The organism is Streptomyces sp. NPDC002935 (genome assembly GCF_040611295.1).
GTDB lineage: Bacteria > Actinomycetota > Actinomycetes > Streptomycetales > Streptomycetaceae > Streptomyces.
Genome location: NZ_JBEXNW010000017.1, coordinates 138766 through 159078, shown reverse-complemented (window position 1 = coordinate 159078; position 20313 = coordinate 138766). Strand labels below are relative to the sequence as shown.

Here is a 20313-nt window from a genome sequence, read left to right as displayed (position 1 = left end):
TGCGGCATCCGCCGGGAAACGGGGATCGGACACCGAAGAGGCTCTCTCCGAGGGCCCGGCCCTGCCCGCCGTCCGGCGGGCAGGGACTACTTCCGTCATACCCTCGAGGCGGCTCACCTAGCGGACCAGGCCCCACCGGAATCCGAGCGCGACCGCGTGCGCCCGGTCCGAGGCGCCGAGCTTCTTGAACAGTCGCCGGGCGTGGGTCTTGACCGTGTCCTCCGAGAGGAACAGCTCACGGCCGATCTCCGCGTTCGAGCGGCCGTGACTCATGCCCTCGAGCACTTGGATCTCACGAGCGGTGAGCGTGGGCGCTGCGCCCATCTCCGCCGAACGCAGTCTGCGCGGCGCGAGTCGCCACGTGGGGTCGGCGAGCGCCTGGGTCACGGTGGCGCGCAGCTCCGCCCGTGAGGCGTCCTTGTGCAGATAGCCGCGGGCGCCGGCGGCGACGGCGAGTGCCACACCGTCCAGGTCCTCGGCGACGGTGAGCATGATGATGCGCGCACCGGGGTCGGCGGACAGCAGCCGCCTGACCGTCTCCACGCCGCCCAATCCGGGCATGCGTACGTCCATCAGAATCAAATCCGAACGGTCGGCACCCCAGCGGCGGAGGACTTCCTCGCCGTTGGCCGCCGTCGTCACACGCTCCACACCGGGCACGGTCGCGACCGCACGGCGGAGCGCCTCTCGGGCAAGCGGGGAGTCGTCGCAGACGAGGACGGATGTCATGGCCGTCCTCCGCAGCTGATGCGCGTCACCTTGAGCCTCCAGGCTGTTACGAATCGTCACCTGTGCGGTCGATACTCGCCGACGGATATGACCGCCTGCCCGAGCGCTTGTTCCTTCAACCGCCTCAGCCATCTCAACGATGGTCACTCGAAAGAGTTACGGGGCAGTCGGCCGTCATCGGCACTGTACGTGAGGGGGCGGACACGGTGCAGACATGCGCGCCGACCCTCAACGTTTCATCACAACCCATGCCCCATTTAGCCTGTTTTCTTCCCATTTGCTGGTGTCTGAGGCTAGATTCGCAATGAGTCATATTTTCATCTCCTTAGATCGTAGATGTACGGTCGGTGGGCACAGAGCAGCCCAGAACGGCAACAAGGGGACACGCAATGGCAGATTTCTCCCGCCTTCCCGGTCCGAACGCGGACCTCTGGGACTGGCAGCTCCTCGCGGCCTGCCGCGGGGTCGACAGCTCGCTCTTCTTCCACCCGGAGGGCGAGCGTGGTGCGGCACGGAGCGCTCGTGAGAACTCGGCCAAAGAGGTCTGCATGAGATGTCCGGTGCGCGCCGAGTGCGCGGCACACGCGCTGGCGGTGCGCGAACCGTACGGCGTGTGGGGCGGACTGACCGAGGACGAGCGCGAAGAGCTCATGGGACGGGCACGCAACCGACTGGTCTCGGCATCGGCCACCGGAAGCAGTCCCGCTTCGAACAACTGAAGGAACGTTTCTGCGTTGACGCGCGTACGCGGCGGACGCGTGCACCGGAGGCAGGTGCGGCGGAGGCCCCGTGCATGGCGGACGCTCGCACCGGATACGCGTACACGGCGGACACGCGCACCGGAGGCAGGCGCACGGCGGAGACGTACGTCGGGCACGTACACGTCGGGCACCTACGCGTCGGGCACACAGGCGTGTTCCCGCTTCTCGGCGCGACGGGAGCTGTACGTCCTCTTCAGCCCCCTGTCCGCCGACCGCACAGCTCCCTGCGGGGAGCTCCGCTAGCGGGCCGCCGCCGTGGCCAGCCGGTCCAGCGTCGCGGCCACCGCGGGCACCTCGGCGAGGTCGGGGAGGGTGAGGGCGACGATCTCGCGGCGCACCGCGGGCTCCACCGTCACGGTGCGCGCCCCCTTCGGACGTACGGACTCGATCGCGAGCTCCGGCAGGACGGCGACGCCGAGTCCCGCGCCCACCAGCCCGACCACGGCGGGATAGTCGTCGGTGGCGAAGTCGATGCGGGGCTCGAAGCCGGCAGCGCGGCAGACCTCGACGAGCTGGCCGCGGCAGCGCGGGCAGCCCGCGATCCACGGCTCACCGGCGAACTCGCCGATCGCGACGGACTCCGCCCGCGCGAGCCGGTGCCCCTCGGGCACCAGACCGACAAGACGGTCCATCAGCAGGGGCCGCACGACGAGGTCGTCCCACTCCTCGACACCCGGCGCGCCCTCGTAGCGGAACGCGAGCGCGATGTCGCAGTCGCCGTCGCGGAGCTTCTCGACGGACTCGGGCGGTTCGGCCTCCTCCAGGGAGACACGGGTGCCGGGGTGAGCGGCGCGCAGCGCGGCGAGAGCGGTGGGAACGAGGGTGGAGCTGCCGCTGGGGAAGGAGACCAGACGGACGCGGCCCGCGCGCAGACCGGCGATCGCGGCGACCTCCTCCTCGGCGGCCGTGAGGCCGGCCAGGATGCTCGCCGCGTGCTTGACCAGGGCCTCACCTGCCTGGGTGAGGCGCATCTCGCGTCCCGTCCGGATGAGCAGGGGGGTGCCCACGGACGCCTCCAGGGCCTTCATCTGCTGGCTGACAGCGGGCTGGGTGCAGCCCAGCTCGCGGCCCGCCGCCGAGAAGGATCCGGTGGTGGCGACAGCGCGCAGGACACGGAGATGACGAGCCTCGATCACCCGTCGAGCATAAGCGAGTCTTGGATGCGGCGGCGAATATCGCGTCGCCGCTTTGGGTCGTATCGCCTAGCTTGGTGGCATGAAGCTTCTGTCGCTCAATATGGGCCGGGCGCGGGCCGTCGAGTACACGGACCAGCCGGAGGGCGTGACCGGCATCGACAAGCGACCGGTCGACGGGCCGGTACGTGTGACGGCGCCGGGGCCCAAGGGCGTCGGCGGGAGCGGGCTCGCCGGGGACGCGATCTGCCACCTGCGTCATCACGGCGGTGACGACCAGGCCGTGTACGCGGTCGCGCGCCAGGACCTCGACGACTGGGAGCGCGAGCTCGGCCGGTCGCTGCCGAACGGCGTGTTCGGCGAGAACCTCACGACGCAGGGTCTCGATGTGTCCGGCGCGCTGATCGGCGAGCGCTGGCGGATCGGTTCCGAGCTTGTCCTGGAGGTGACCTCCGGGCGCATCCCCTGCCGCACCTTCCAGGGGCATCTCGGCGAGAAGGGCTGGGTGAAGCGATTCACGCGGCGGGGCGCGCCCGGCGCCTATCTGCGGGTGATCGAGCCCGGCGAGATCAGCTCCGGGGACCCGATCGAGATCGTGCACCGGCCCGGCCACGATGTCACCGTGGCCGTCGCGTTCCGCGCCTCGACGACCGAACGGGAGCTGCTGCCAAGGCTGTTGGCGGCGGGCGACGCACTGCACCCGGAGGTGCGGGCGACGGCGCGGGAGTACGTGGCGAAGTACGGCGGGTAGGGGCCGTCCCGGCCTCGGCCGGGACGGGTGCGGAGAAGTCGTGGAGTGCGGTCGGGCGTTGGGCGACACCGGGCGCCGGGCGGCTGGGCCGGTCACTAACCTTGCGCCATGACAACGGCTCTGATTACGGGATCGACCGCGGGAATCGGTGCCGCCTTCGCGCGGCGGCTGGCGGCGGACGGGCACAACCTCGTGCTGGTGGCGCGGGACACGAAGCGGCTGCGGGAGCAGGCGACCGAGCTGCACGACCGGCACGGCATCGAGGCGGAGGTGCTCACGGCGGACCTGGCGACGGACGAGGGCATCGAAGCGGTGGCCGCCCGCCTCTCCGACCGCAGGAACCCCGTCGACCTGTTGGTCAACAACGCCGGGTTCGGCAACAAGGGCCGCTATCTGGACGTATCGATGGCGGACGAGCTGAAGATGCTCAAGGTGCACTGCGAGGCCGTGCTCCGGCTGACGTCGGCGGCGACCGAGGCCATGCGGGAGCGCGGCCGGGGCGGCGTCGTCAACGTCGCGTCGGTGGCGGCGTTCGTGCCGCGGGGCACGTACGGGGCGTCGAAGGCGTGGGTCGTGCAGTTCACGCAGGGCGCGGCGAAGGATCTCGCGGGCAGCGGCGTACGGCTGATGGCGCTGGCTCCCGGTTTTGTGCGCACCGAGTTCCACGAGCGGGCCGGTATGGGCACGGACAACATCCCGAACTGGATGTGGCTCGACGCCGACAAGCTGGTCGCGGCCGCGCTCGCCGATCTGGCGCGCGGCAGAACCCTGTCGATCCCGGACGCGCGCTACAAGATGCTGATGGGCGTGGTGAAGGTGACGCCCAGGGCGCTGCTCGGCGGCATCACGTCGAAGACCGGGCGGAAGTACGGCCCCCAGTAAGGGCGATCACGCGGGTCGCGCGGTCCTGCGGGTCGTGCGGCGGGCGCGCGCGGATCGTGCGGTGGGTGGTGTCGCCCCTCCGGTGGGAGGATTGAGGGTGGATCAACCGGACCAGGGGGCCGGAGGCGGCGCGATGACATTCGTACAGCTGATTGACTGTAGAACCAGTCGGTTCGACGAGATGAACCGGCTGATGGACACATGGGTCGAGCAGACCAAGGGGAAACGGACCGCGACGCACAACGTCATCGGCAAGGACCGAGCGGACGCGAGCCACTTCGTGGAGATCGTGGAGTTCCCGTCGTACGAAGAGGCGATGCGGAACTCGAAACTTCCCGAGACCGACACGATCTTCAAGGAGATGGTGGCGCTCTGCGACGGGATGCCGACGTTCACGGACCTGGACATCGTGCGCGACGAGCAGCTCTACGCGGCGAACATCCGCAGTTACTTCGACATGCTGGCGGGCCCGGGTGAGCTGGAGCCGCTCAACGGACTGATGGCGGAGAGCTATCACGACCACGATCCCGCCAACGAACAGGACACCATCGGGCTCGACGCGGTACGGCGCGAGATCGAGATGTGGCGCGGCGGCTTCGACTTCAAGTTCACCGTCGACGACCAGATCACGGAGGGCGACCGCGTCTGCACGCGGTGGACCTGGAACGGCATGCACACGGGCGACTTCATGGGGATCCCGGCGTCCGGGAAGCAGGCCTCCATGACCGGCACGACCATCTTCCGGTGCGGGGAGGACGGAAAGATCGTCGAGGGCTGGTGGCAGTACGACCGGCTGGGTCTGATGGCCGGGCTCGGCGCGCTGGACGCGCTGGAGGGCTGACCGCTCGGCGCGCCGGAGGGACAGCACCGGGGAACAGCCTCACGGAAACGCGGGAGGTCCCCGTTCCTGTCGGGAACGGGGACCTCTTCACGTCGTCACGCCTCGGTGGGCGTGTCCGCACTCATGACGTCGGACGTCAGTGGGAGTGCCCGTGACCGCCGTGGCCGGCGTCGCCCTCGTCCTCGGCCGGCTTCTCGACGACCAGGGTCTCGGTCGTGAGGAGCAGGGAGGCGATGGAGGCGGCGTTCTCAAGGGCGGAGCGGGTGACCTTGACCGGGTCGATGACGCCGGCCTTGACCAGGTCGCCGTACTCACCGGTGGCGGCGTTGAAGCCCTGGCCCTTGTCGAGCTCGGCGACCTTGGCGGTGATGACGTAACCCTCCAGGCCGGAGTTCTCGGCGATCCAGCGCAGCGGCTCGACGGCGGCCTTGCGGACGACCGCGACACCCGTGGCCTCGTCGCCGGTCTTGCCGAGGTTGCCCTCGAGGATCTTCACGGCGTGGACGAGCGCGGAGCCACCGCCGGAGACGATGCCCTCCTCGACCGCGGCGCGGGTCGCGGAGATGGCGTCCTCGAGACGGTGCTTCTTCTCCTTGAGCTCCACCTCGGTGGCGGCGCCGACCTTGATCACGCACACGCCGCCGGCCAGCTTCGCGAGGCGCTCCTGGAGCTTCTCGCGGTCCCAGTCGGAGTCGGTGTTCTCGATCTCGGCCTTGATCTGGTTGACGCGGCCGACGACCTCGTCGGAGCTGCCGCCACCGTCGACGATGGTGGTGTCGTCCTTGGTGACGGTCACGCGGCGGGCGCTGCCCAGCACGTCCAGGCCGACCTGGTCGAGCTTGAGGCCGACCTCCTCGGCGATGACCTGACCACCGGTGAGGGTGGCGATGTCGCCGAGCATGGCCTTGCGGCGGTCACCGAAGCCGGGGGCCTTCACGGCGACGGCGTTGAACGTGCCGCGGATCTTGTTCACGACCAGGGTCGACAGGGCCTCGCCCTCGACGTCCTCGGCGATGATCAGCAGCGGCTTGGAGGCGTTCGACTGGATGACCTTCTCCAGCAGCGGCAGCAGGTCCTGGATGGAGCTGATCTTGCCCTGGTGGATGAGGATGTACGGGTCGTCGAGGACGGCCTCCATACGCTCCTGGTCGGACACCATGTACGGGGACAGGTAGCCCTTGTCGAAGGCCATGCCCTCGGTGAAGTCCAGCTCCAGACCGAAGGTGTTGGACTCCTCGACGGTGATGACACCGTCCTTGCCGACCTTGTCCATCGCCTCGGCGATGAGCTCGCCGACCTGGCTGTCCTGGGCGGAGAGCCCGGCCACGGCGGCGATGTCGGACTTGTCGTCGATCGGGCGGGCCGTCGCGAGGAGCTCCTCGGAGACGGCCTTGACCGCGGCGTCGATGCCCTTCTTCAGGAGGGCGGGCGACGCGCCGGCGGCGACGTTCCTCAGGCCCTCGCGGACGAGCGCCTGGGCGAGCACGGTGGCGGTGGTCGTACCGTCACCCGCGATGTCGTTGGTCTTGGTCGCCACCTCCTTCACCAGCTGCGCGCCGAGGTTCTCGAACGGGTCGTCGAGCTCGACCTCACGGGCGATGGTCACGCCGTCGTTGGTGATGGTGGGGGCGCCGAACTTCTTGTCGATGACGACGTTGCGGCCCTTGGGGCCGATCGTCACCTTCACCGTGTCGGCAAGCTTGTTGACGCCGCGCTCGAGGGCGCGACGGGCGTCCTCGTCGAACTTCAGGATCTTCGCCATGGGAGCGGTTCAGCCCTCTCGGAAAACTTGGGAGAAACGAACGGCGCCCCCAGCGCCCGGTTCATCAAAGGTAGCGGGGGCCAGGGGCGCAGTTCACTGCAATGCTTGGTGCGGGGTTGTCCGGGGGAAGTCCCCGAACGCCCTTACCGGGTGAATTACTTCTCGATGATCGCGAGCACGTCGCGAGCCGAGAGGACGAGGTACTCCTCGCCGTTGTACTTCACCTCGGTGCCGCCGTACTTGCTGTAGAGCACGACGTCGCCGACGGTGACGTCGAGCGGAAGACGGTTACCGTCCTCGAAGCGACCCGGACCCACGGCAAGGACGACGCCCTCCTGGGGCTTCTCCTTGGCGGTGTCCGGGATGACCAGGCCAGAGGCCGTGGTCTGCTCGGCGTCGAGCGGCTGGACCACAATGCGGTCCTCGAGCGGCTTGATGGCAACCTTGGAGCTGGTGGTCGTCACGATCCGACCTCCCCCTTCGGAGATCTCACGGGGTTAACTGTCTGAGGTGGCGACCAGGTGGATCCGTCGTCGCGGGTGCCGGATCTGCCCTGTCGCTATTGGCACTCTCCAGGGGGGAGTGCCAGACCTGAGACTATGACTGCGATTAGCACTCGGTCAAGCGGAGTGCCAAAGGCGTCGGCGTGGCGCGGGCCGAACGGTGCCGGACCGCGCCGAACGGCGGCACCTCAGAGGTAGTTCTCCAGCCGGGCCGGGGTGAAGCCCTCCGCCTGGATGCGCCGGAGCAACCGGAGCGTGGCGTCCGTGAGATTGGGTTCGCCGAAGCCGGAGAGGATGTCGCCCGGCCGGAGCCGGTGCGCGTCGGCCGCCCGGCCGAGGACGATCGCGGCGACCCCGCAGTCGGCGGCGGCGCGCAGGGTGGTGCTGTCGTACCTGCCGTAGGGGGGCCGCAGCAGCCGGGGCCGGATGCCGAAACGCTGTCTGAGCTTGTCCTGCTGTCCGCAGATCTCGGCGCGCTGGCCGGCGTAGGGCAGGCCGCGCAGGGAGGCGTGGTCGAGGGTGTGGTTCTGGACGCTCGCGCCGACCGCGCGCAGCCGGGCGAAGTGCCCGTACCCCGGCCCGACGACACTGTCCGTGAGGAACATGCTGACCGGCAGCCGCAGTTCGCGGACCATGTCGACGAACCGCGGATCGCGCTCGGCGCCGTCGTCGTACGTCAGGAAGACCACCTTGTCGTGGGTGCGCACATGGTCCACGACGGGGGGCAGTCCCGGGCCCGCGGTGCGCGCGGTGGTCCGGGCGGGCGCTTTCGGCGCCGCGGCGAGCGGGGTGGCCAGCCCCCAGCGGCGGTACGCCGACTCCTGCGGGTGCACCCTTTGGGCCGCCTTCTTGCCCAGTCGCTCGATGGGGTCGACGGACTGCGCGCAGCCGGTCAGCAGCACCGCCGCGAGCAGCCAGGCGACGGGCGTCCGCGGCCTCACAGGTAGTCCTCCAGCCGCGCGACCGCGTACCCCTTGTCCGTGACGGTCCTCAGGAAGCGGCGGACCATGTCGGGCATGGTGCCCTTCCAGTCCTTCCGGCCCCGGAAGTGGGTGAGGACGATGTCGCCGGGGTGCAGGTCCTGGTCGCTCTCGCGGTACTCCCAGTGGTCGACGAAGACTTCCTCGTCCCAGATGGGCGCGTACTTGACGCCGCAGTGCTTGGCGGCGCGCAGGGTGTCCTGGTTGTAGTTGCCGTACGGCGGGCGGAAGACGGTCGGGCGCTTGCCGAACTGCTTCTTCATCACGTCCTGCATGCCGCAGATCTCGCGCTTCTGCCGCGCGTAGGACAGGGCGGGCAGATAGGGATGGTGCAGCGTGTGGTTGTTGAGCGTGATGCCGCGGTCGCGCATCTTCCGGAAGTACCCGTAGTCGTCCTTGACCAGGTAGTCGCTGAGGAAGGCGGTGTACGGGATCTTCAGGTCGCTCATCATCCGCAGGAACGCGGGGTCCTTCTCCTCGCCGTCGTCGATGGTGAGGAAGACGACCTTGTCCTTGGTGGGGACGGTCGTGAAGACCGGCGGCAGCCCCAGCTCCTCCTGGTCGTCGACCTCGAACCCCTTGCGGGCCTCGATGACCGGCTTCCTGGCGGGCGGTGCCGGGGGTGTCAGCGGCACCTCGGCCAGCCCCCAGCGCCTGGCGGCGGCGACGCGCCGGGCCTGCGCCACGCGGAGCCGGGTGGCGTACGCGTCGAGGGCGCGGGCGGGGGCCGCCCGGAGCTCGGCCCGCCGGCCGTGGGCCGGCTCGGCGGCACCGGCGCCGGAGCCCGCGCCGGAACCGGAGCCTGAGCCGGAGCCCGACCCCGAGCCGGTCTCGGCACAGCCGGAGACGAGGAGGGCGAGGGCGAGGACGCCGACTCCCCAGCACGCACCGGCCCCGTTTGTGCCGTTTTTATCATTTTGTCGTACGGGTCGCATGGAGCCGGATCCTCCCAGGTCACCGCCCTTACGAGGGCCCCGACACCGCCGCTGGAAGCACACCGTCCACCGACTGGCCCACAATGGCCGGGTGAACGACGTCTCCTTCGCCTCCCTCCTCACCGACGAGGGCCGCGCCCTGCTCGACGAGGTCCGCGCCACCGAACCGGCACAGGAACTGGCCGTCGCCACCCGGCTGCGCCGCGAGCACCCCGCCGAACTCGTCTCGGCGGCCCTCGGACAGGCACGGCTGCGGCAGCGGGCGGCGGCGAAGTTCGGGGCCGAGGACGCCGGACGGATGTTCTTCACCCCGAACGGGGTCGAGCAGTCCACCCGGACGAGCGTGGCGGTCCACCGCGCCGAGCGGCTGCGCGCGCTGGGAGTCCGTTCCGTCGCCGATCTCTGCTGCGGCATCGGCGGCGACGCGATCGCGCTGGCCCGCGCCGGAATCCGCGTCCTCGCCGTCGACCGTGATCCGCTGACGGCCGCCGCCGCCCGGGCGAACGCCGACGCGCTGGGACTCGCGGACCTGATCGAGGTGCGCGAGACCGACGTCACCGAGGTGGACACCTCTTCGTACGACGCGGTCTTCGTGGACCCGGCGCGCCGGGGCGGCCGGGGCCGGATCTTCGACCCGGAGGCGTACTCGCCGCCGCTCTCGTGGGCGGTCGGGGCCGCCGTGAAATCTCCGGTCGCCGCGCTGAAGATCGCCCCCGGCATCCCGCACGAGGCGATCCCCGCCGAGGCGGAGGCCGAGTGGATCTCGGACGGCGGGGACGTGAAGGAGGCGGTGCTGTGGTTCGGCACGGAGCCCGGCCTGGTGCGCGCCACCCTGCTGCCGGGCCCGCGCGAACTGCGCGGACGCGGGCTGCCGGATCCGGCCGTACGGACGGTCGGGCGCTATCTGTACGAGCCGGACGGCGCCGTCATCCGCGCCCACCTCGTCGCCGAGGTGGCCGAGGACCTGGACGGCGGACTGGTCGACGAGACGATCGCCTACGTCACGGCCGACGAACTGCGCCCGACGCCGTACGCCTCCGCGTACGAGATCACCGATCAACTCCACTTCAACGTGAAGAAGTTGAAGGCGCTGCTCCGGGAGCGGGAGGTCGGCGTCCTGACCGTGAAGAAGCGCGGATCGGCCGTCGAGCCCGAGGAACTGCGCCGGAAGGTGAAGCCGCAGGGCCCCCGGTCGGCCACGGTGTTCCTGACGCGGGTGGCGGGTGCCCCGACCATGCTGGTGGGGGCACCCGCGAAGCCGCCTACTGCTGGTGGCGGGTGCTGAGCGGACCGAGGTCCGGCTCCGCGAGGGGCCGCGGCGCCACGCCGGGACGCGCCGCCGGAGCACTCTCGGCCGACCCGGCCGAGGAGTACGAGCTCGCCATCGGCTCCACGCCGTTGTAGTACGGCGCGTACTTCCACTGGCTGCTGCTCGCGCTGATCGCCGCGCCCGCGGAGTTCAGCGCCGTCGTCGACACCGAGCCGGTGCCTCCGAAGACCGCCGCACCGTTGATGTTCGCGGCGCCCTTGACCAGGTAGGACTTGGTCGCGGAGGAGAGGGTGGTGACGTCCGTCCACAGCAGCGGGCCGAACACGTTCATCGCGGCACCCGCCGTGGTGCCGCCGCGCCAGCTGTCGGTGTACGCGAGTGCCACGGTGCCCGGCGCGCCCCACCACATAGTGGCCAGCGCGGCGGCTGTGCCGTCGTGGCCGGTCGCCACCACCGGGTAATAGGTGTACGTGGAGGGCCAGTTGGAGAAGCTCGTGTGGGTCAGCGCGTACTTCGCCGAGGCGCCGACCGGGATCATGTAGGTGTCGTCCGGGTCGAGCGTGTTCAGGTACGACTTGACCGAGGAGGTCAGCGTGTTCCCGTCGTTCAGGACGACGACGGCCTTGCCGGTGGTCCCGAGGGAGCCCGCGGCGGACGCCGCGGCGAGCGCCGAGTGGTAGTCGGTACCGGTCGCGAGGAACACGTAGTCGGGGGCGCTGGTGACGGACTTCGCGACGGCGACCGAGGTCGAGTAGCGCGAGGTGCCCGCCAGCCGCTTCGGGGTGAAGCCGAGCGAGGTGATCTTCGAGGCGACGGAGCCGCTGAGGATCGACGTACCGCCGACCAGGTAGACCGTGGCGCCGGGCTTGAGGACCCGCTTCAGCTCCGCCTGCACGGACGAGGAGACCGAGGTCTCCGGCGTCAGCAGGACCGGGCCGTGCTTCTTGCCCGCGAGGGCGGCGGCCGTCAGCGCGTACGACGGGCTGTCCTGGGAGACCAGCACGGCGGACGAGGCGTTCATCAGGCCCGGCTCGCTCTTGCCGACCGTGTTCCAGGTCCAGCGGGACCCGGCGATGTTGCTGCCGTTGGAGTCGGCGCCCCAGACCCGGAAGACAGTGTTCTTGCGCAGCGGCTGCCACGCGGGCGAAACGCCGCCGAAGGCGAAGGGCTCACCCTCCGTCACCGCGTCCGCGGTGATCGTCATGACGACGGTGCCTTCCTGGGTGCCGGCGCTGACAGGCCGTTCGAAGTGCACGACGAGCCGGTTGCTCGCGGGCGCCCAGGAGGGGGTGTCGTAGTCGCCGGCGTCATCGGTCAGGCGGCGCTCCCCGGTGCCGTCGGTGTTGATCGAGAACAGCTGGCGGTGGCCGTCGACGGTGCGGACGAACGCGACCTTCGTGCCGTCGGGCGAGAGAGCGGGCGAGCGGCCGCCCGGGGCCAGTGTGGTCTGCGTCTGGGTGGTGGCGTCGTAGAGCACGACCGACGGCGTGGTCGTGGTGCACCCGGTGCCGTTGCGCTGGAAGGCCAGGAACTTACCGGTCGCGTCGCCACTCGGCAGGGTGTCGCAGCCGCCACTGGGCAGCAGCCGCACCGGGGTGCCGCCGCCGGCCGGAATGGAGTAGAGCTTCTTGGCCGCGGAGTAGACGATCTTGCGGCCGTAGGTCCAGTACGTCGGGTGCGACGCCGAGGCACCGCTTTCGATGCCCTCGTAGACCTGCGTCTTGGTGGTGCCGGTGGCACTGACGGTGTTCAGCGAGCCGACGTCCTCGAAGACCAGGCGGCTGCCGTCGGGCGACCAGGCGGGCGACTGGTTCTCCGTGCCGCTGGTGATGCGCTTCACGTCGCCGCCCGTGGCGTCGGTCGACGTGATGCCGTTGTTGGCCAGGGCGATCCTGCCGTCGGCCGCCGGCCACCCGGCGACATCGGCCGACGCGCCCGGTGCCAGGGCTATCGCGGTGCCGGCGGCCAGGGCCGTCGCCGCGGTGAACGCCACGAGTCTGTGGCGCGCGGAGATTTTCAAGGGTGTACCCCCCCAGGGTAGGTGCGATGGCTGCCGGACCACGCCTCGCGGGGGCCTACGGGTGAACGGAGAGTGTCATTCCCGCGTACGGCAGCGGCGCCACTGTAAGCCCTTGCCGATCACGTTGGGAACGGAGTTGCCGAACGGGAATCTCACGAACCCCGCAGCTCACGGGCCCGGGCCGCCAGCAGCTCCCGCTCCCGCTCGTTGCGGGCCAGCGCGGCGGCCCGCTCGAACTGCGCCCGCGCCTCCTGCGTACGTCCCAGCCGCGCGAGCAGGTCGCCGCGCACGCTGGGCAGCAAGTGGTAGTCGCGCAGGGCGGGTTCGTCGGCGAGGGCGTCCACGATCTCCAGGGCGGGGCCGGGTCCGTCGGCCATGGACACGGCCACCGCACGGTTCAGCTCGACGACCGGGGAGGGCGTGCGGGCCGCCAGCAGGCCGTACAGGGTGGCGATCTGCCGCCAGTCCGTGTCCTCGTACGTGTAGGCCTGCGCATGGCAGGCGGCGATGGCGGCCTGGAGGGCGTACGGCCCCGGGCTGCCGGTGGCGACGGCGTTGGCGCGGCCGAGCGCGGTGAAGCCCCGGCGGATCAGCATGCGGTTCCAGCGACGGCGCTGCTGGTCCTTGAGGAGGACGGGTTCGCCGGCGGGTCCGGTGCGCGCGGCCGCCCGGGACTCCTGGAGTTCCAGCAGGGCGGCGAGGCCGTGCACCTCGGGCTCCTTGGGCATCAGCTCGGCGAGCACCCGGGCCAGCCGGAGCGCGTCCTCGCACAGCGCCGGACGCAGCAGGTCGTCGCCCGCCGTGGCCGCGTACCCCTCGTTGAAGACGAGGTAGATGACCTCCAGGACGGACCCGAGCCGGGCTTCGCGTTCGGGGCCGTACGGGACCTCGAAGGCGACCCCCTTCGTCGCCAGCGTCCGCTTGGCGCGCACGATCCGCTGGGCGATCGTCGCCTCCGGGACGAGGAAGGCGCGGGCGATCTCGGACGTCGTCAGACCGCCGAGGAGCCGCAGGGTGAGCGCGATGCGGGCCTCGGCGGACAGGACGGGGTGGCAGGCGGTGAAGACCAGGCGGAGCAGGTCGTCGTCGATGTCGTCCGGATCGGCGGGTTCGTCGAGATGGTGCGGCGCCGACAGCGAGAGGTCCCGCCCGACCTCCTCCAGCTTGCGCGCGTAGCGCTCCCGGCGGCGTACGAGGTCGATCGCCCGGTGCTTGGCCGTGGCCATGAGCCAGGCGCCCGGGTTGTCCGGCACGCCGTCCCGCGGCCACTGCTCCAGCGCCGCGACCAGGGCGTCCTGGGCGAGTTCCTCGGCGATGCCGACGTCGCGGACGATCCGGGCGACACCCGCGATGATGCGGGGGGACTCGATGCGGAAGATGGTCTCGACGGCCGTGTCGACACCGCCGGCGGGGGCTGGGGTGGGCTGCTGTTCCACAACCCACCATCAGACACCCACGGCGGCGTCAGGCCAAGGAGACCGCTCAGCCCTCGGCGATCTCCCGCACCTCGCAGGTCACCGTCCAGTGCTCCTCGTGCACCTTCAGGAACCGCTTGGTCCACTCCACGGCCTCGGCCATGTCCTTGCACTGCATGATCGCGTAGCCGCCGACGACCTCCTTGGACTCGGTGAAGGGCCCGTCGGTGACGGACAGGTTTCCACCCGTCCAGTGGACGCGCTTGCCCTGTGCGGAGGGCGTCAGACCCGCGGTCTCGAGCATGACGCCCGCCTTGGTGATCTCCTCGATGAGCTCGCCCATCCGCTGCATCAGTTCGGGGCTGGGGCCCTCGGCGGGCGCGGTGCGCTCGTCGATCTGGACCAGCGACAGGTAGCGGGGCATGGTGACTCCTCGTGTCTGTGGTGCCTCGGAGGCGGGGCTTCTCCCTGCCTCTCACCCGTGCGTCGAACGGGAGACACCGGTTTCGACACCGTCCCCGGATTTCTTTGTTTTCTTTCCCCGGGCGGGGTCAGACGGGTCGATCGCGTCAGTCGGCGAAGTCCTTGAGCTTCTGTGTGTCCAGCGTGAACCCGACCGGATCAGGCAGCTCGATCACCGCTCCGAACGCCCGGGTGGTGAGAGAGCGGTAGACGCCTCCCTCGGGATCGCAGTGCACGGTCACGCTGTCCGTGTCCCGGTCGACGAGGAGGTAGACGGGGATGCCGGCGGCCGCGTATCCGTCGGGCTTCTCGATCCGGTCACGCCGGTCGGCGTCCCGGTCGTGCGAGGTGACCTCGACGACCATCAGGACACCCGCGGGCTCGGACCACTCACCCTGTCCGGCGAAGTACTCCTCGGGCGCCAAGACCCCGTCCGGCTTGGCCCGCCCCTTGCGGTAGGCCTCGACCTTCAGCCCTTGCTCCGGATAGAGGAACAGCTCAGGCCGGTGCTGCATGCACCGCTTGAGGAGCCAGGCGACGATCTCGCCGTGATTGCCGTCCGGCACGGGCTTGACCACGACCTTTCCGTTGATGAACTCCAACCGCACAAGCTCGGGCGCGTTGCAGGCGAGTTCTTCGAACTCCTCGACGAGCATCTGGGGCCGGTCGGCTGTGCTGGGGCTGCGGGTCATGGCGTCGCCTCCTCCCCTCCATCCTGCCCCGGTCGCCGGCGGACCGTGCTGCAAGGTCGTCATGTGCCTGCTCCTTTCTCCATCCCCGTGTTCGTAGGTGCCCCTGCACGCAACGCGGCGCGCAGTCGTCCGGCATGGGCGCGCACCTCATGGGCCGCGAGGGCGGGCCGGCCGCCCCAGCACCCCCCGCACAACCCGCCCCGCAGCGCGTGACCGTCCCCGCCCGGCTCCCCGCACGCCGTGCAGACCAGTTCGTAGCGGGGCGCCGGTGGCTGCGGCTCGGGCCGCGGGGGCAGCTTGGCGAGAAGGCGGGCCCGTACGAAGGCGTACGCGTGCGCCACACGGTCCGGGAGCCCCGCCGTCAGCACCTGGACGAGCTGCGCCTCACCCGCGCCCCGCGCGAACCACTCGGCGGCCTCCCCCTCCAGCGCCGCGCACTCCCCCGCCGAGAGCGTCAGCCGGGCGTCGATCCGGCCGAGCCGGGCCAGCACGCCGTAGGCGGTCGATCGCGCCGCCGCTGCCACGGGCCGCTCGGTCACAGGCGTCTCCCCGGCGAGGAAGGAGTCCCACCAGGTGTCGTCGTGCGCGGTGCGCGAGAAGAAGGTGTGCCAGACCCAGCGGGGGCAGCCGTCGACGGTGACGGGGCGGCGCACCCTGCGCAAATGGCCTGCAGCGGAAAGGTTGTTGAGGGCGGTGGAGAGGGCGCACTGGCCGTACGGGAGGTGCTTGGCGAGGGTCTTGATCGAGAGGTCCGACTCGTCGGCGAGCCGGTCGATGTACGTCGCGATCGATGCCTCGCGTGTGGGCAGATGTGCGAAGTCGCGACCCGTCCGTGGGGTTTGGTCGGGCGCCGACCGTTTTCCGTACCCCGGATTGGCGAGGGGATGGGCGGACGGGCGCGCGGCAGCACTAGGCTGAGTGACAGCCATGGATCGACTCGCTTTCGATCAACGTGGTCAGACCCCCGCGCGGTGCGCCAACACCCACGGGGGTCGAAGTTTTCCCGGCGCACGCTACACGTCTGCCACGCTCCGCCGCGACCCGATCACGAAAAGTCATATCCCCTGGCCCGGACGGCACTTCGGCCGTCGGCAAGGGAGGGTGGGTGGGTTGGACCTCCCACCCAATCCATATAAAAGAGGCTCGAATCCCGGCTCCCGAAGCTCAAGTCCCGCGAGCCGACACCGCGGTGTCACTTGAGCAGTGGCGTCACTTCAGCGAAGCCCACAGATCGCTCGCCTCCGGCTCGTTCGGGATCACGCGGTTGGGGTCCGAGGGAGCCGTCACCACCGGCATGGTGATCGTCGTGACCTCGTCGGAGGGGAGGGACTTCAGGCTCTGGCCGAGTTTCGTCAGCTCGCCGAGCGAGTCCAGACCGGTGTCCGTCGTCAGGCTGCCGGTCACCGCGTTCGCGACGTTGTAGAGCTTGGCCGGGTCGGTGAGCAGGCCGGCCGACGAGATCTGCGCCAACAGGGCTTTTACGAGCTTCTGTTGGAGGCCTATGCGGCCCAGGTCGCTGCCGTCGCCTATGCCGTGCCGGGTGCGGGCGAGTGCCAGCGCCTTCGTGCCGTCGAGGTGGTGCTCGCCGGCGGTGAGGTGCAGATGGCTCTTGTCGTCGTCGATGTCCTCGTCCGTGGTGACGGTGACACCGCCGAGCGCGTCCACCAGGGCCGCGAAGCCGGAGAAGTCGATCTCGATGTAGTGGTCCATGCGGACATCGGTCAGCGACTCCACCGTCTTCACCGCGCAGACCGGGCCGCCGACCGAGTAGGCGCTGTTGAACATCGCGTTGTACGCCACCGCCGTCGTCCCCCCGGAGGAGGTGGGGCAGGCCGGCCGGGTCACCAGGGTGTCCCGCGGGATGCTCACCACGGTCGCGCGGGTGCGCCCCTCGTCGATGTGCACGACCATCGCCGTGTCGGAACGGGCGCCGGAGCTGTCACCGCCGCCGAGCTTCGCGTTCGCCTTGCCGCTGCGCGAGTCGGACCCGAGGACCAGGATGTTGAGGGCGCCGCTGGGAAGCGGGGAGGCGGACGCCGAGGCGGACGCCGGGGACGAGGGCGTCGACACAGCCTTCGCCGGGCGGTCGTCGCCGAGCGCGCTGTTGATGTCGACGCTCTTGATGTTCTGGTTCAGATGCCAGTAGGCCCAGCCCGCCGTGCCGATGCCCAGCACCAGCAGTCCCGCCAGGGTGAGGCCGACGGCCATCAGCACCCGCGACCGCCGGCCCACCGGCCCGACCTCGACCCCGACCCCGTCCCCGATGTCCTTGTGTCCCGTCACGAGGAGGAACGTAAGTCCGAATTATTAGGGGACTGTTAGGGAAAGAGGCTCGAAACGATTTTCTTGGGAGAATCTCACGCTTCTCAGCCTGAACTCAGCCCAGCGCTCAGCCCGGACTCAGCCTGGGACTCAGCCCAGCGTCACCGTGGGCACCGGATTGCTTCCGCTCCAGGAGGCGTTGAACCCGAACGTCACCGAGCCGCCGTCCGGGACGGTCCCGTTGTAGGAGGCGTTGGCGCAGCTCACCGCCGTGCCGGTCTGGGTGCAGGTCGCGTTCCAGGCCTGGGTGATCCGCTGGCCCGCGCCGTACGTCCAGCTCACCTTCCACGACGCCAGCGCGGCCCCGGAACACGCGATGCGCACCTGCCCCGTGAAGCCCGTGTTCCACTGGCTCTGGACGCTGTAGGTCGCCGTGCAGGCGCCCGTGGGCGGCGGTGTCGTGGTTCCGCCGAGCGAGGCCGCGATCGCGGAGTACGCCGGTTTGGGCGCGTAGCTCTCGTCGTACGGTGTCGCCGCGCCGTAGCCCGGGAAGACGTCCGGGATCCAGGAGTCGGAATCGGTGAAGCCCCAGACGGTCACGCCGTAGCAGCGGGTCACGGCGACACAGGCGTCGAACACCGCCTTGTAGTCGGCCGCCTGCTGCGCCAGCTTGGTGCTGTCGGACGGGAGTTGCATCCGGATGTCCAGCTCCGTGATCGCGACATCGACGCCGAGGTCGGCGAAGCGCTGGATGTTCTGCTGGAGGGTGCCGGGTACCTGGCCGAGGATGAGATGGGCCTGGAGACCGACGCCGTCGATCGGGACGCCGCGCTCCTTGAGGGACTTGACCAGGTTGTAGAGGGCGGTGCTCTTCGCGTTGACGCCCTCGACGTTGTAGTCGTTGATGTAGAGCTTGGCGCTCGGGTCGGCGGCGTGCGCCCAGGTCAGCGCCTGGGCGATGTAGTCCGCGCCGAGGCCGTTGTACCAGAGGGTCGAGCGGTAGGTGCCGTCCTCGTTGAAGGGCTCGTTGACCACGTCCCAGGCGGCCAGCTTGCCCTTGTAGCGGGTGACTTCGGTGGTGATGTGGTTCTGGAGCAGGCCGCTCAGCTCGGCGGTCGTCCAGGTGCCGTTCGTCAGCCAGCTCGGGTTCTGACTGTGCCAGACCAGGGTGTGACCGCGTACCTGCTGGTTGTGGGCCTGCGCGAAGGCGACGATCTGGTCGGCCTCGGCCCAGTTGAAGCTGCCCCGGGTGGGCTCGACGGTGCCCCATTTCATGGCGTTGCCCGGTGTCAGCGAGTTGAACTGGGCTCCGGCGATGTCGCCGTACGTTCCCGTCAGCTTGGAGCCGGTGACGGCGGTGCCGATGGCCTTGCCCTTGGCGGCCGCGAGATCGCGCAGCGGGGTGTCCGCGGCGTGCGCCGTCGTACCGGCCGCGAGCAGGGCGCCCACGGTCACGGCGCCGGTGAACAGGGCGGCGACGCGGCGCCGTAAGGAAGTGGTTCCGGGGGTTCGGAAGGTTCTCATGGCGGGTGCCTCCGAAAGTTTCGGTCGTACAACCGATTGACTTCGGAGGAGTGTGGAGGGGGATACCTCACCCGTCAACACTGTCCCTGCGCCAACTTCGAGCCAATCCGGGCGCCTTGGCCGCACAGCCGACTCCGGACCACGCGGACACGCCCGCCCCACGGCTCAGCGCGCACAACACACCGCTTGCCCCTTACCCCTTACCGCGTGCCGCTTGCCGCTCACGCCGGAGGCGCCGCCGTGCTGCTGCGCACCACGAGGCTCGTCGCCAGCTCCATCCTCGTTCCGGCCGACGGCCTTTCCTGGCGGCCCAGTTCGAGCACCAGCTTCGCCGCCGCCTCGGCCATCTCGGTGAGCGGCTGCCGTACGGTCGTGAGCGGCGGACCCACCCAGCGCGCCACCGGCAGATCGTCGAAGCCGACCACGCTCAGGTCCTCGGGAACGCGCAGGCCGAGCTCACGGGCCGCCTCGTACAGGCCGAGCGCCTGGAGGTCGTTGCCGGCGAAGACGGCCGTGGGCCGGTCGGGCACCCGCAGGAGTTCGAGCCCGGCCCGGTAGCCGCTGTCGTGATGGAAGGTGCCGGGGCGGATCAGGGCGGGGTCGACGGGCAGCCCCGCCGTCTCCAGCGCCGCGCGATAGCCGTCGACCCGGGCGCGGCTGCACATCATCCGCGAGGGCCCGGTGATCGCGCCGATCCGGGTGTGGCCGAGCTCGATCAGATGGCGCGTGGCCGCGAGCCCGCCGTGCCAGTTGGTGGCGCCGATGGACGGCACGTCGTCGCCCGGGTCGCCCGCCGGATCCATCACGACGAACGGGACGGATCTGCTGGTCAGCAGCGCCCGCCCGGACTCGTCGAGCCCGGAAAGGACGAGGATCACGCCGTACGGGCGGCGCGCCGCGACCTGGTCGGCCCAGGTGCGGCCGGGGGTCAGCCGGCCGGCGCTCTCGGACAGCACGACGCTCAGCCCCTCGTCCCGGGCGACGTTCTCGACCCCCCGGATGACCTCCATCGCCCAGGCGCTCTCCAGCTCGTGGAAGACCAGGTCGATGAGGGGCGACCGGGTCGCCTCGGCCCTGCGCCGCCGGTATCCGTAGTCGCGCAGCAGCTCCTCGACGCGAGTGCGGGTCGCGGGGGCGACATCGGCGCGGCCGTTGAGCACCTTCGAAACAGTCGGAGCCGACACTCCGGCCTCGCGGGCGATCTCGGCGAGCGTCGCGGTCTGTGTCGACCGCGCGCTCGGCGGTTTCGACCCGTTGTCCCTGCCGGCCGGTGGCGGATTCGACGCGTTCGCGGGAGTCATGGGCCGGATCGTAGCTTCGCCCACCGGAACGTCGAACCCCTCATTGGCGCCAAACACCTCCTCGTAGCCGCTCCGTGTGGCCCGAAAGAT

General features: G+C 70.3%; 19 protein-coding genes. 5 read left to right on the top strand and 14 right to left on the bottom strand.

Going from position 1 to position 20313, the window contains the following annotated elements; translation table 11 throughout:
• Positions 1 to 117: 117 nt before the first annotated feature.
• Positions 118 to 729 (bottom strand): response regulator transcription factor, encoded by a 612-nt coding sequence (locus ABZX90_RS23895; protein ID WP_003948568.1) that lies wholly within the window; start codon positions 727 to 729, stop codon positions 118 to 120.
• Between the two features lie 389 nt (positions 730 to 1118).
• On the opposite strand from ABZX90_RS23895, the gene ABZX90_RS23890 reads away from it, so the two are divergent.
• The gene (locus tag ABZX90_RS23890; RefSeq protein ID WP_266455834.1) at positions 1119 to 1448 is read left to right on the top strand and encodes a WhiB family transcriptional regulator; all 330 of its coding nucleotides are present in this window, start codon (positions 1119 to 1121) and stop codon (positions 1446 to 1448) included.
• 281 nt (positions 1449 to 1729) lie between these two features.
• On the opposite strand, the gene ABZX90_RS23885 is transcribed toward ABZX90_RS23890, so the two are convergent.
• Positions 1730 to 2626, bottom strand: a complete 897-nt coding sequence (locus tag ABZX90_RS23885; protein ID WP_355207770.1) for a LysR family transcriptional regulator — start codon at positions 2624 to 2626, stop codon at positions 1730 to 1732.
• Between the two features lie 79 nt (positions 2627 to 2705).
• On the opposite strand from ABZX90_RS23885, the gene ABZX90_RS23880 reads away from it, so the two are divergent.
• From ABZX90_RS23880 to ABZX90_RS23870, 3 genes are all read left to right on the top strand, one after another.
• Positions 2706 to 3374 (top strand): MOSC domain-containing protein, encoded by a 669-nt coding sequence (locus tag ABZX90_RS23880; RefSeq protein ID WP_351126603.1) that lies wholly within the window; start codon positions 2706 to 2708, stop codon positions 3372 to 3374.
• A 108-nt stretch (positions 3375 to 3482) separates the two neighbouring features.
• A complete protein-coding gene (locus ABZX90_RS23875) occupies positions 3483 to 4256 on the top strand; it encodes an SDR family oxidoreductase (RefSeq protein WP_351126601.1) in 774 nt (257 codons plus the stop codon).
• A 133-nt stretch (positions 4257 to 4389) separates the two neighbouring features.
• Entirely contained in the window at positions 4390 to 5097 is a 708-nt protein-coding gene (locus tag ABZX90_RS23870; protein ID WP_351126663.1) for an ester cyclase, read from the top strand.
• 136 nt (positions 5098 to 5233) lie between these two features.
• Here ABZX90_RS23870 and groL read toward each other — a convergent pair whose 3' ends face one another.
• From groL to ABZX90_RS23850, 4 genes are all read right to left on the bottom strand, one after another.
• Positions 5234 to 6859 (bottom strand): chaperonin GroEL, encoded by a 1626-nt coding sequence (gene groL, locus ABZX90_RS23865; RefSeq protein ID WP_351126599.1) that lies wholly within the window; start codon positions 6857 to 6859, stop codon positions 5234 to 5236.
• Between the two features lie 155 nt (positions 6860 to 7014).
• On the bottom strand, positions 7015 to 7323 hold the full coding sequence (groES, locus tag ABZX90_RS23860) for a co-chaperone GroES (RefSeq protein ID WP_261705370.1): 309 nt from the start codon (positions 7321 to 7323) through the stop codon (positions 7015 to 7017).
• Between the two features lie 227 nt (positions 7324 to 7550).
• A complete protein-coding gene (locus ABZX90_RS23855) occupies positions 7551 to 8303 on the bottom strand; it encodes a polysaccharide deacetylase family protein (RefSeq protein ID WP_355207765.1) in 753 nt (250 codons plus the stop codon).
• Positions 8300 to 9277 (bottom strand): polysaccharide deacetylase family protein, encoded by a 978-nt coding sequence (locus ABZX90_RS23850; protein WP_351126595.1) that lies wholly within the window; start codon positions 9275 to 9277, stop codon positions 8300 to 8302. The genes ABZX90_RS23855 and ABZX90_RS23850 overlap by 4 nt, the downstream gene beginning before the upstream one ends.
• 91 nt (positions 9278 to 9368) lie before the next feature.
• Here ABZX90_RS23850 and ABZX90_RS23845 point away from each other — a divergent pair, with 91 nt between their 5' ends.
• On the top strand, positions 9369 to 10562 hold the full coding sequence (locus ABZX90_RS23845) for a methyltransferase domain-containing protein (RefSeq protein WP_355207762.1): 1194 nt from the start codon (positions 9369 to 9371) through the stop codon (positions 10560 to 10562).
• On the opposite strand, the gene ABZX90_RS23840 is transcribed toward ABZX90_RS23845, so the two are convergent.
• From ABZX90_RS23840 to ABZX90_RS23805, 8 genes are all read right to left on the bottom strand, one after another.
• The gene (locus ABZX90_RS23840) at positions 10540 to 12567 is read right to left on the bottom strand and encodes a cell wall-binding repeat-containing protein (RefSeq protein ID WP_355207759.1); all 2028 of its coding nucleotides are present in this window, start codon (positions 12565 to 12567) and stop codon (positions 10540 to 10542) included. The two genes, ABZX90_RS23845 and ABZX90_RS23840, sit on opposite strands and share 23 nt — an antisense overlap.
• A 152-nt stretch (positions 12568 to 12719) precedes the next feature.
• Positions 12720 to 14003: an RNA polymerase sigma factor gene (locus tag ABZX90_RS23835; protein ID WP_355207757.1), complete on the bottom strand. Its 1284-nt coding sequence runs from the start codon at positions 14001 to 14003 to the stop codon at positions 12720 to 12722.
• 46 nt (positions 14004 to 14049) lie between these two features.
• Positions 14050 to 14406, bottom strand: a complete 357-nt coding sequence (locus ABZX90_RS23830) for a YciI family protein (protein ID WP_351126588.1) — start codon at positions 14404 to 14406, stop codon at positions 14050 to 14052.
• 145 nt (positions 14407 to 14551) lie between these two features.
• Positions 14552 to 15136, bottom strand: a complete 585-nt coding sequence (locus ABZX90_RS23825; protein WP_355207750.1) for a Uma2 family endonuclease — start codon at positions 15134 to 15136, stop codon at positions 14552 to 14554.
• 59 nt (positions 15137 to 15195) lie between these two features.
• Positions 15196 to 16065, bottom strand: coding sequence for a hypothetical protein (locus ABZX90_RS23820; RefSeq protein WP_355207747.1), 870 nt, complete (start codon positions 16063 to 16065; stop codon positions 15196 to 15198).
• A gap of 280 nt (positions 16066 to 16345) precedes the next feature.
• Positions 16346 to 17344, bottom strand: a complete 999-nt coding sequence (locus ABZX90_RS23815; RefSeq protein ID WP_355207819.1) for an LCP family protein — start codon at positions 17342 to 17344, stop codon at positions 16346 to 16348.
• Between the two features lie 204 nt (positions 17345 to 17548).
• Positions 17549 to 18922, bottom strand: a complete 1374-nt coding sequence (locus ABZX90_RS23810; RefSeq protein ID WP_355207744.1) for an endo-1,4-beta-xylanase — start codon at positions 18920 to 18922, stop codon at positions 17549 to 17551.
• Positions 18923 to 19143: 221 nt separating this feature from the next.
• On the bottom strand, positions 19144 to 20223 hold the full coding sequence (locus ABZX90_RS23805; protein WP_355207741.1) for a LacI family DNA-binding transcriptional regulator: 1080 nt from the start codon (positions 20221 to 20223) through the stop codon (positions 19144 to 19146).
• Between the last annotated feature and the right edge of the window lie 90 nt (positions 20224 to 20313).

Bases quoted from the DNA above. Each gene is read 5' to 3' on its own strand.
- ABZX90_RS23895 (WP_003948568.1), bottom strand. From the start codon at position 729: ATGACATCCGTCCTCGTCTGCGACGACTCCCCGCTTGCCCGAGAGGCG.
- ABZX90_RS23890 (WP_266455834.1), top strand. From the start codon at position 1,119: ATGGCAGATTTCTCCCGCCTTCCCGGTCCGAACGCGGACCTCTGGGAC.
- ABZX90_RS23880 (WP_351126603.1), top strand. From the start codon at position 2,706: ATGAAGCTTCTGTCGCTCAATATGGGCCGGGCGCGGGCCGTCGAGTAC.
- ABZX90_RS23875 (WP_351126601.1), top strand. From the start codon at position 3,483: ATGACAACGGCTCTGATTACGGGATCGACCGCGGGAATCGGTGCCGCC.
- ABZX90_RS23870 (WP_351126663.1), top strand. From the start codon at position 4,390: ATGACATTCGTACAGCTGATTGACTGTAGAACCAGTCGGTTCGACGAG.
- groL (WP_351126599.1), bottom strand. From the start codon at position 6,859: ATGGCGAAGATCCTGAAGTTCGACGAGGACGCCCGTCGCGCCCTCGAG.
- ABZX90_RS23850 (WP_351126595.1), bottom strand. From the start codon at position 9,277: ATGCGACCCGTACGACAAAATGATAAAAACGGCACAAACGGGGCCGGT.
- ABZX90_RS23830 (WP_351126588.1), bottom strand. From the start codon at position 14,406: ATGCCCCGCTACCTGTCGCTGGTCCAGATCGACGAGCGCACCGCGCCC.
- ABZX90_RS23825 (WP_355207750.1), bottom strand. From the start codon at position 15,136: ATGACCCGCAGCCCCAGCACAGCCGACCGGCCCCAGATGCTCGTCGAG.
- ABZX90_RS23820 (WP_355207747.1), bottom strand. From the start codon at position 16,065: ATGGCTGTCACTCAGCCTAGTGCTGCCGCGCGCCCGTCCGCCCATCCC.
- ABZX90_RS23815 (WP_355207819.1), bottom strand. From the start codon at position 17,344: ATGGCCGTCGGCCTCACCCTGGCGGGACTGCTGGTGCTGGGCATCGGC.
- ABZX90_RS23810 (WP_355207744.1), bottom strand. From the start codon at position 18,922: ATGAGAACCTTCCGAACCCCCGGAACCACTTCCTTACGGCGCCGCGTC.
- ABZX90_RS23805 (WP_355207741.1), bottom strand. From the start codon at position 20,223: ATGACTCCCGCGAACGCGTCGAATCCGCCACCGGCCGGCAGGGACAAC.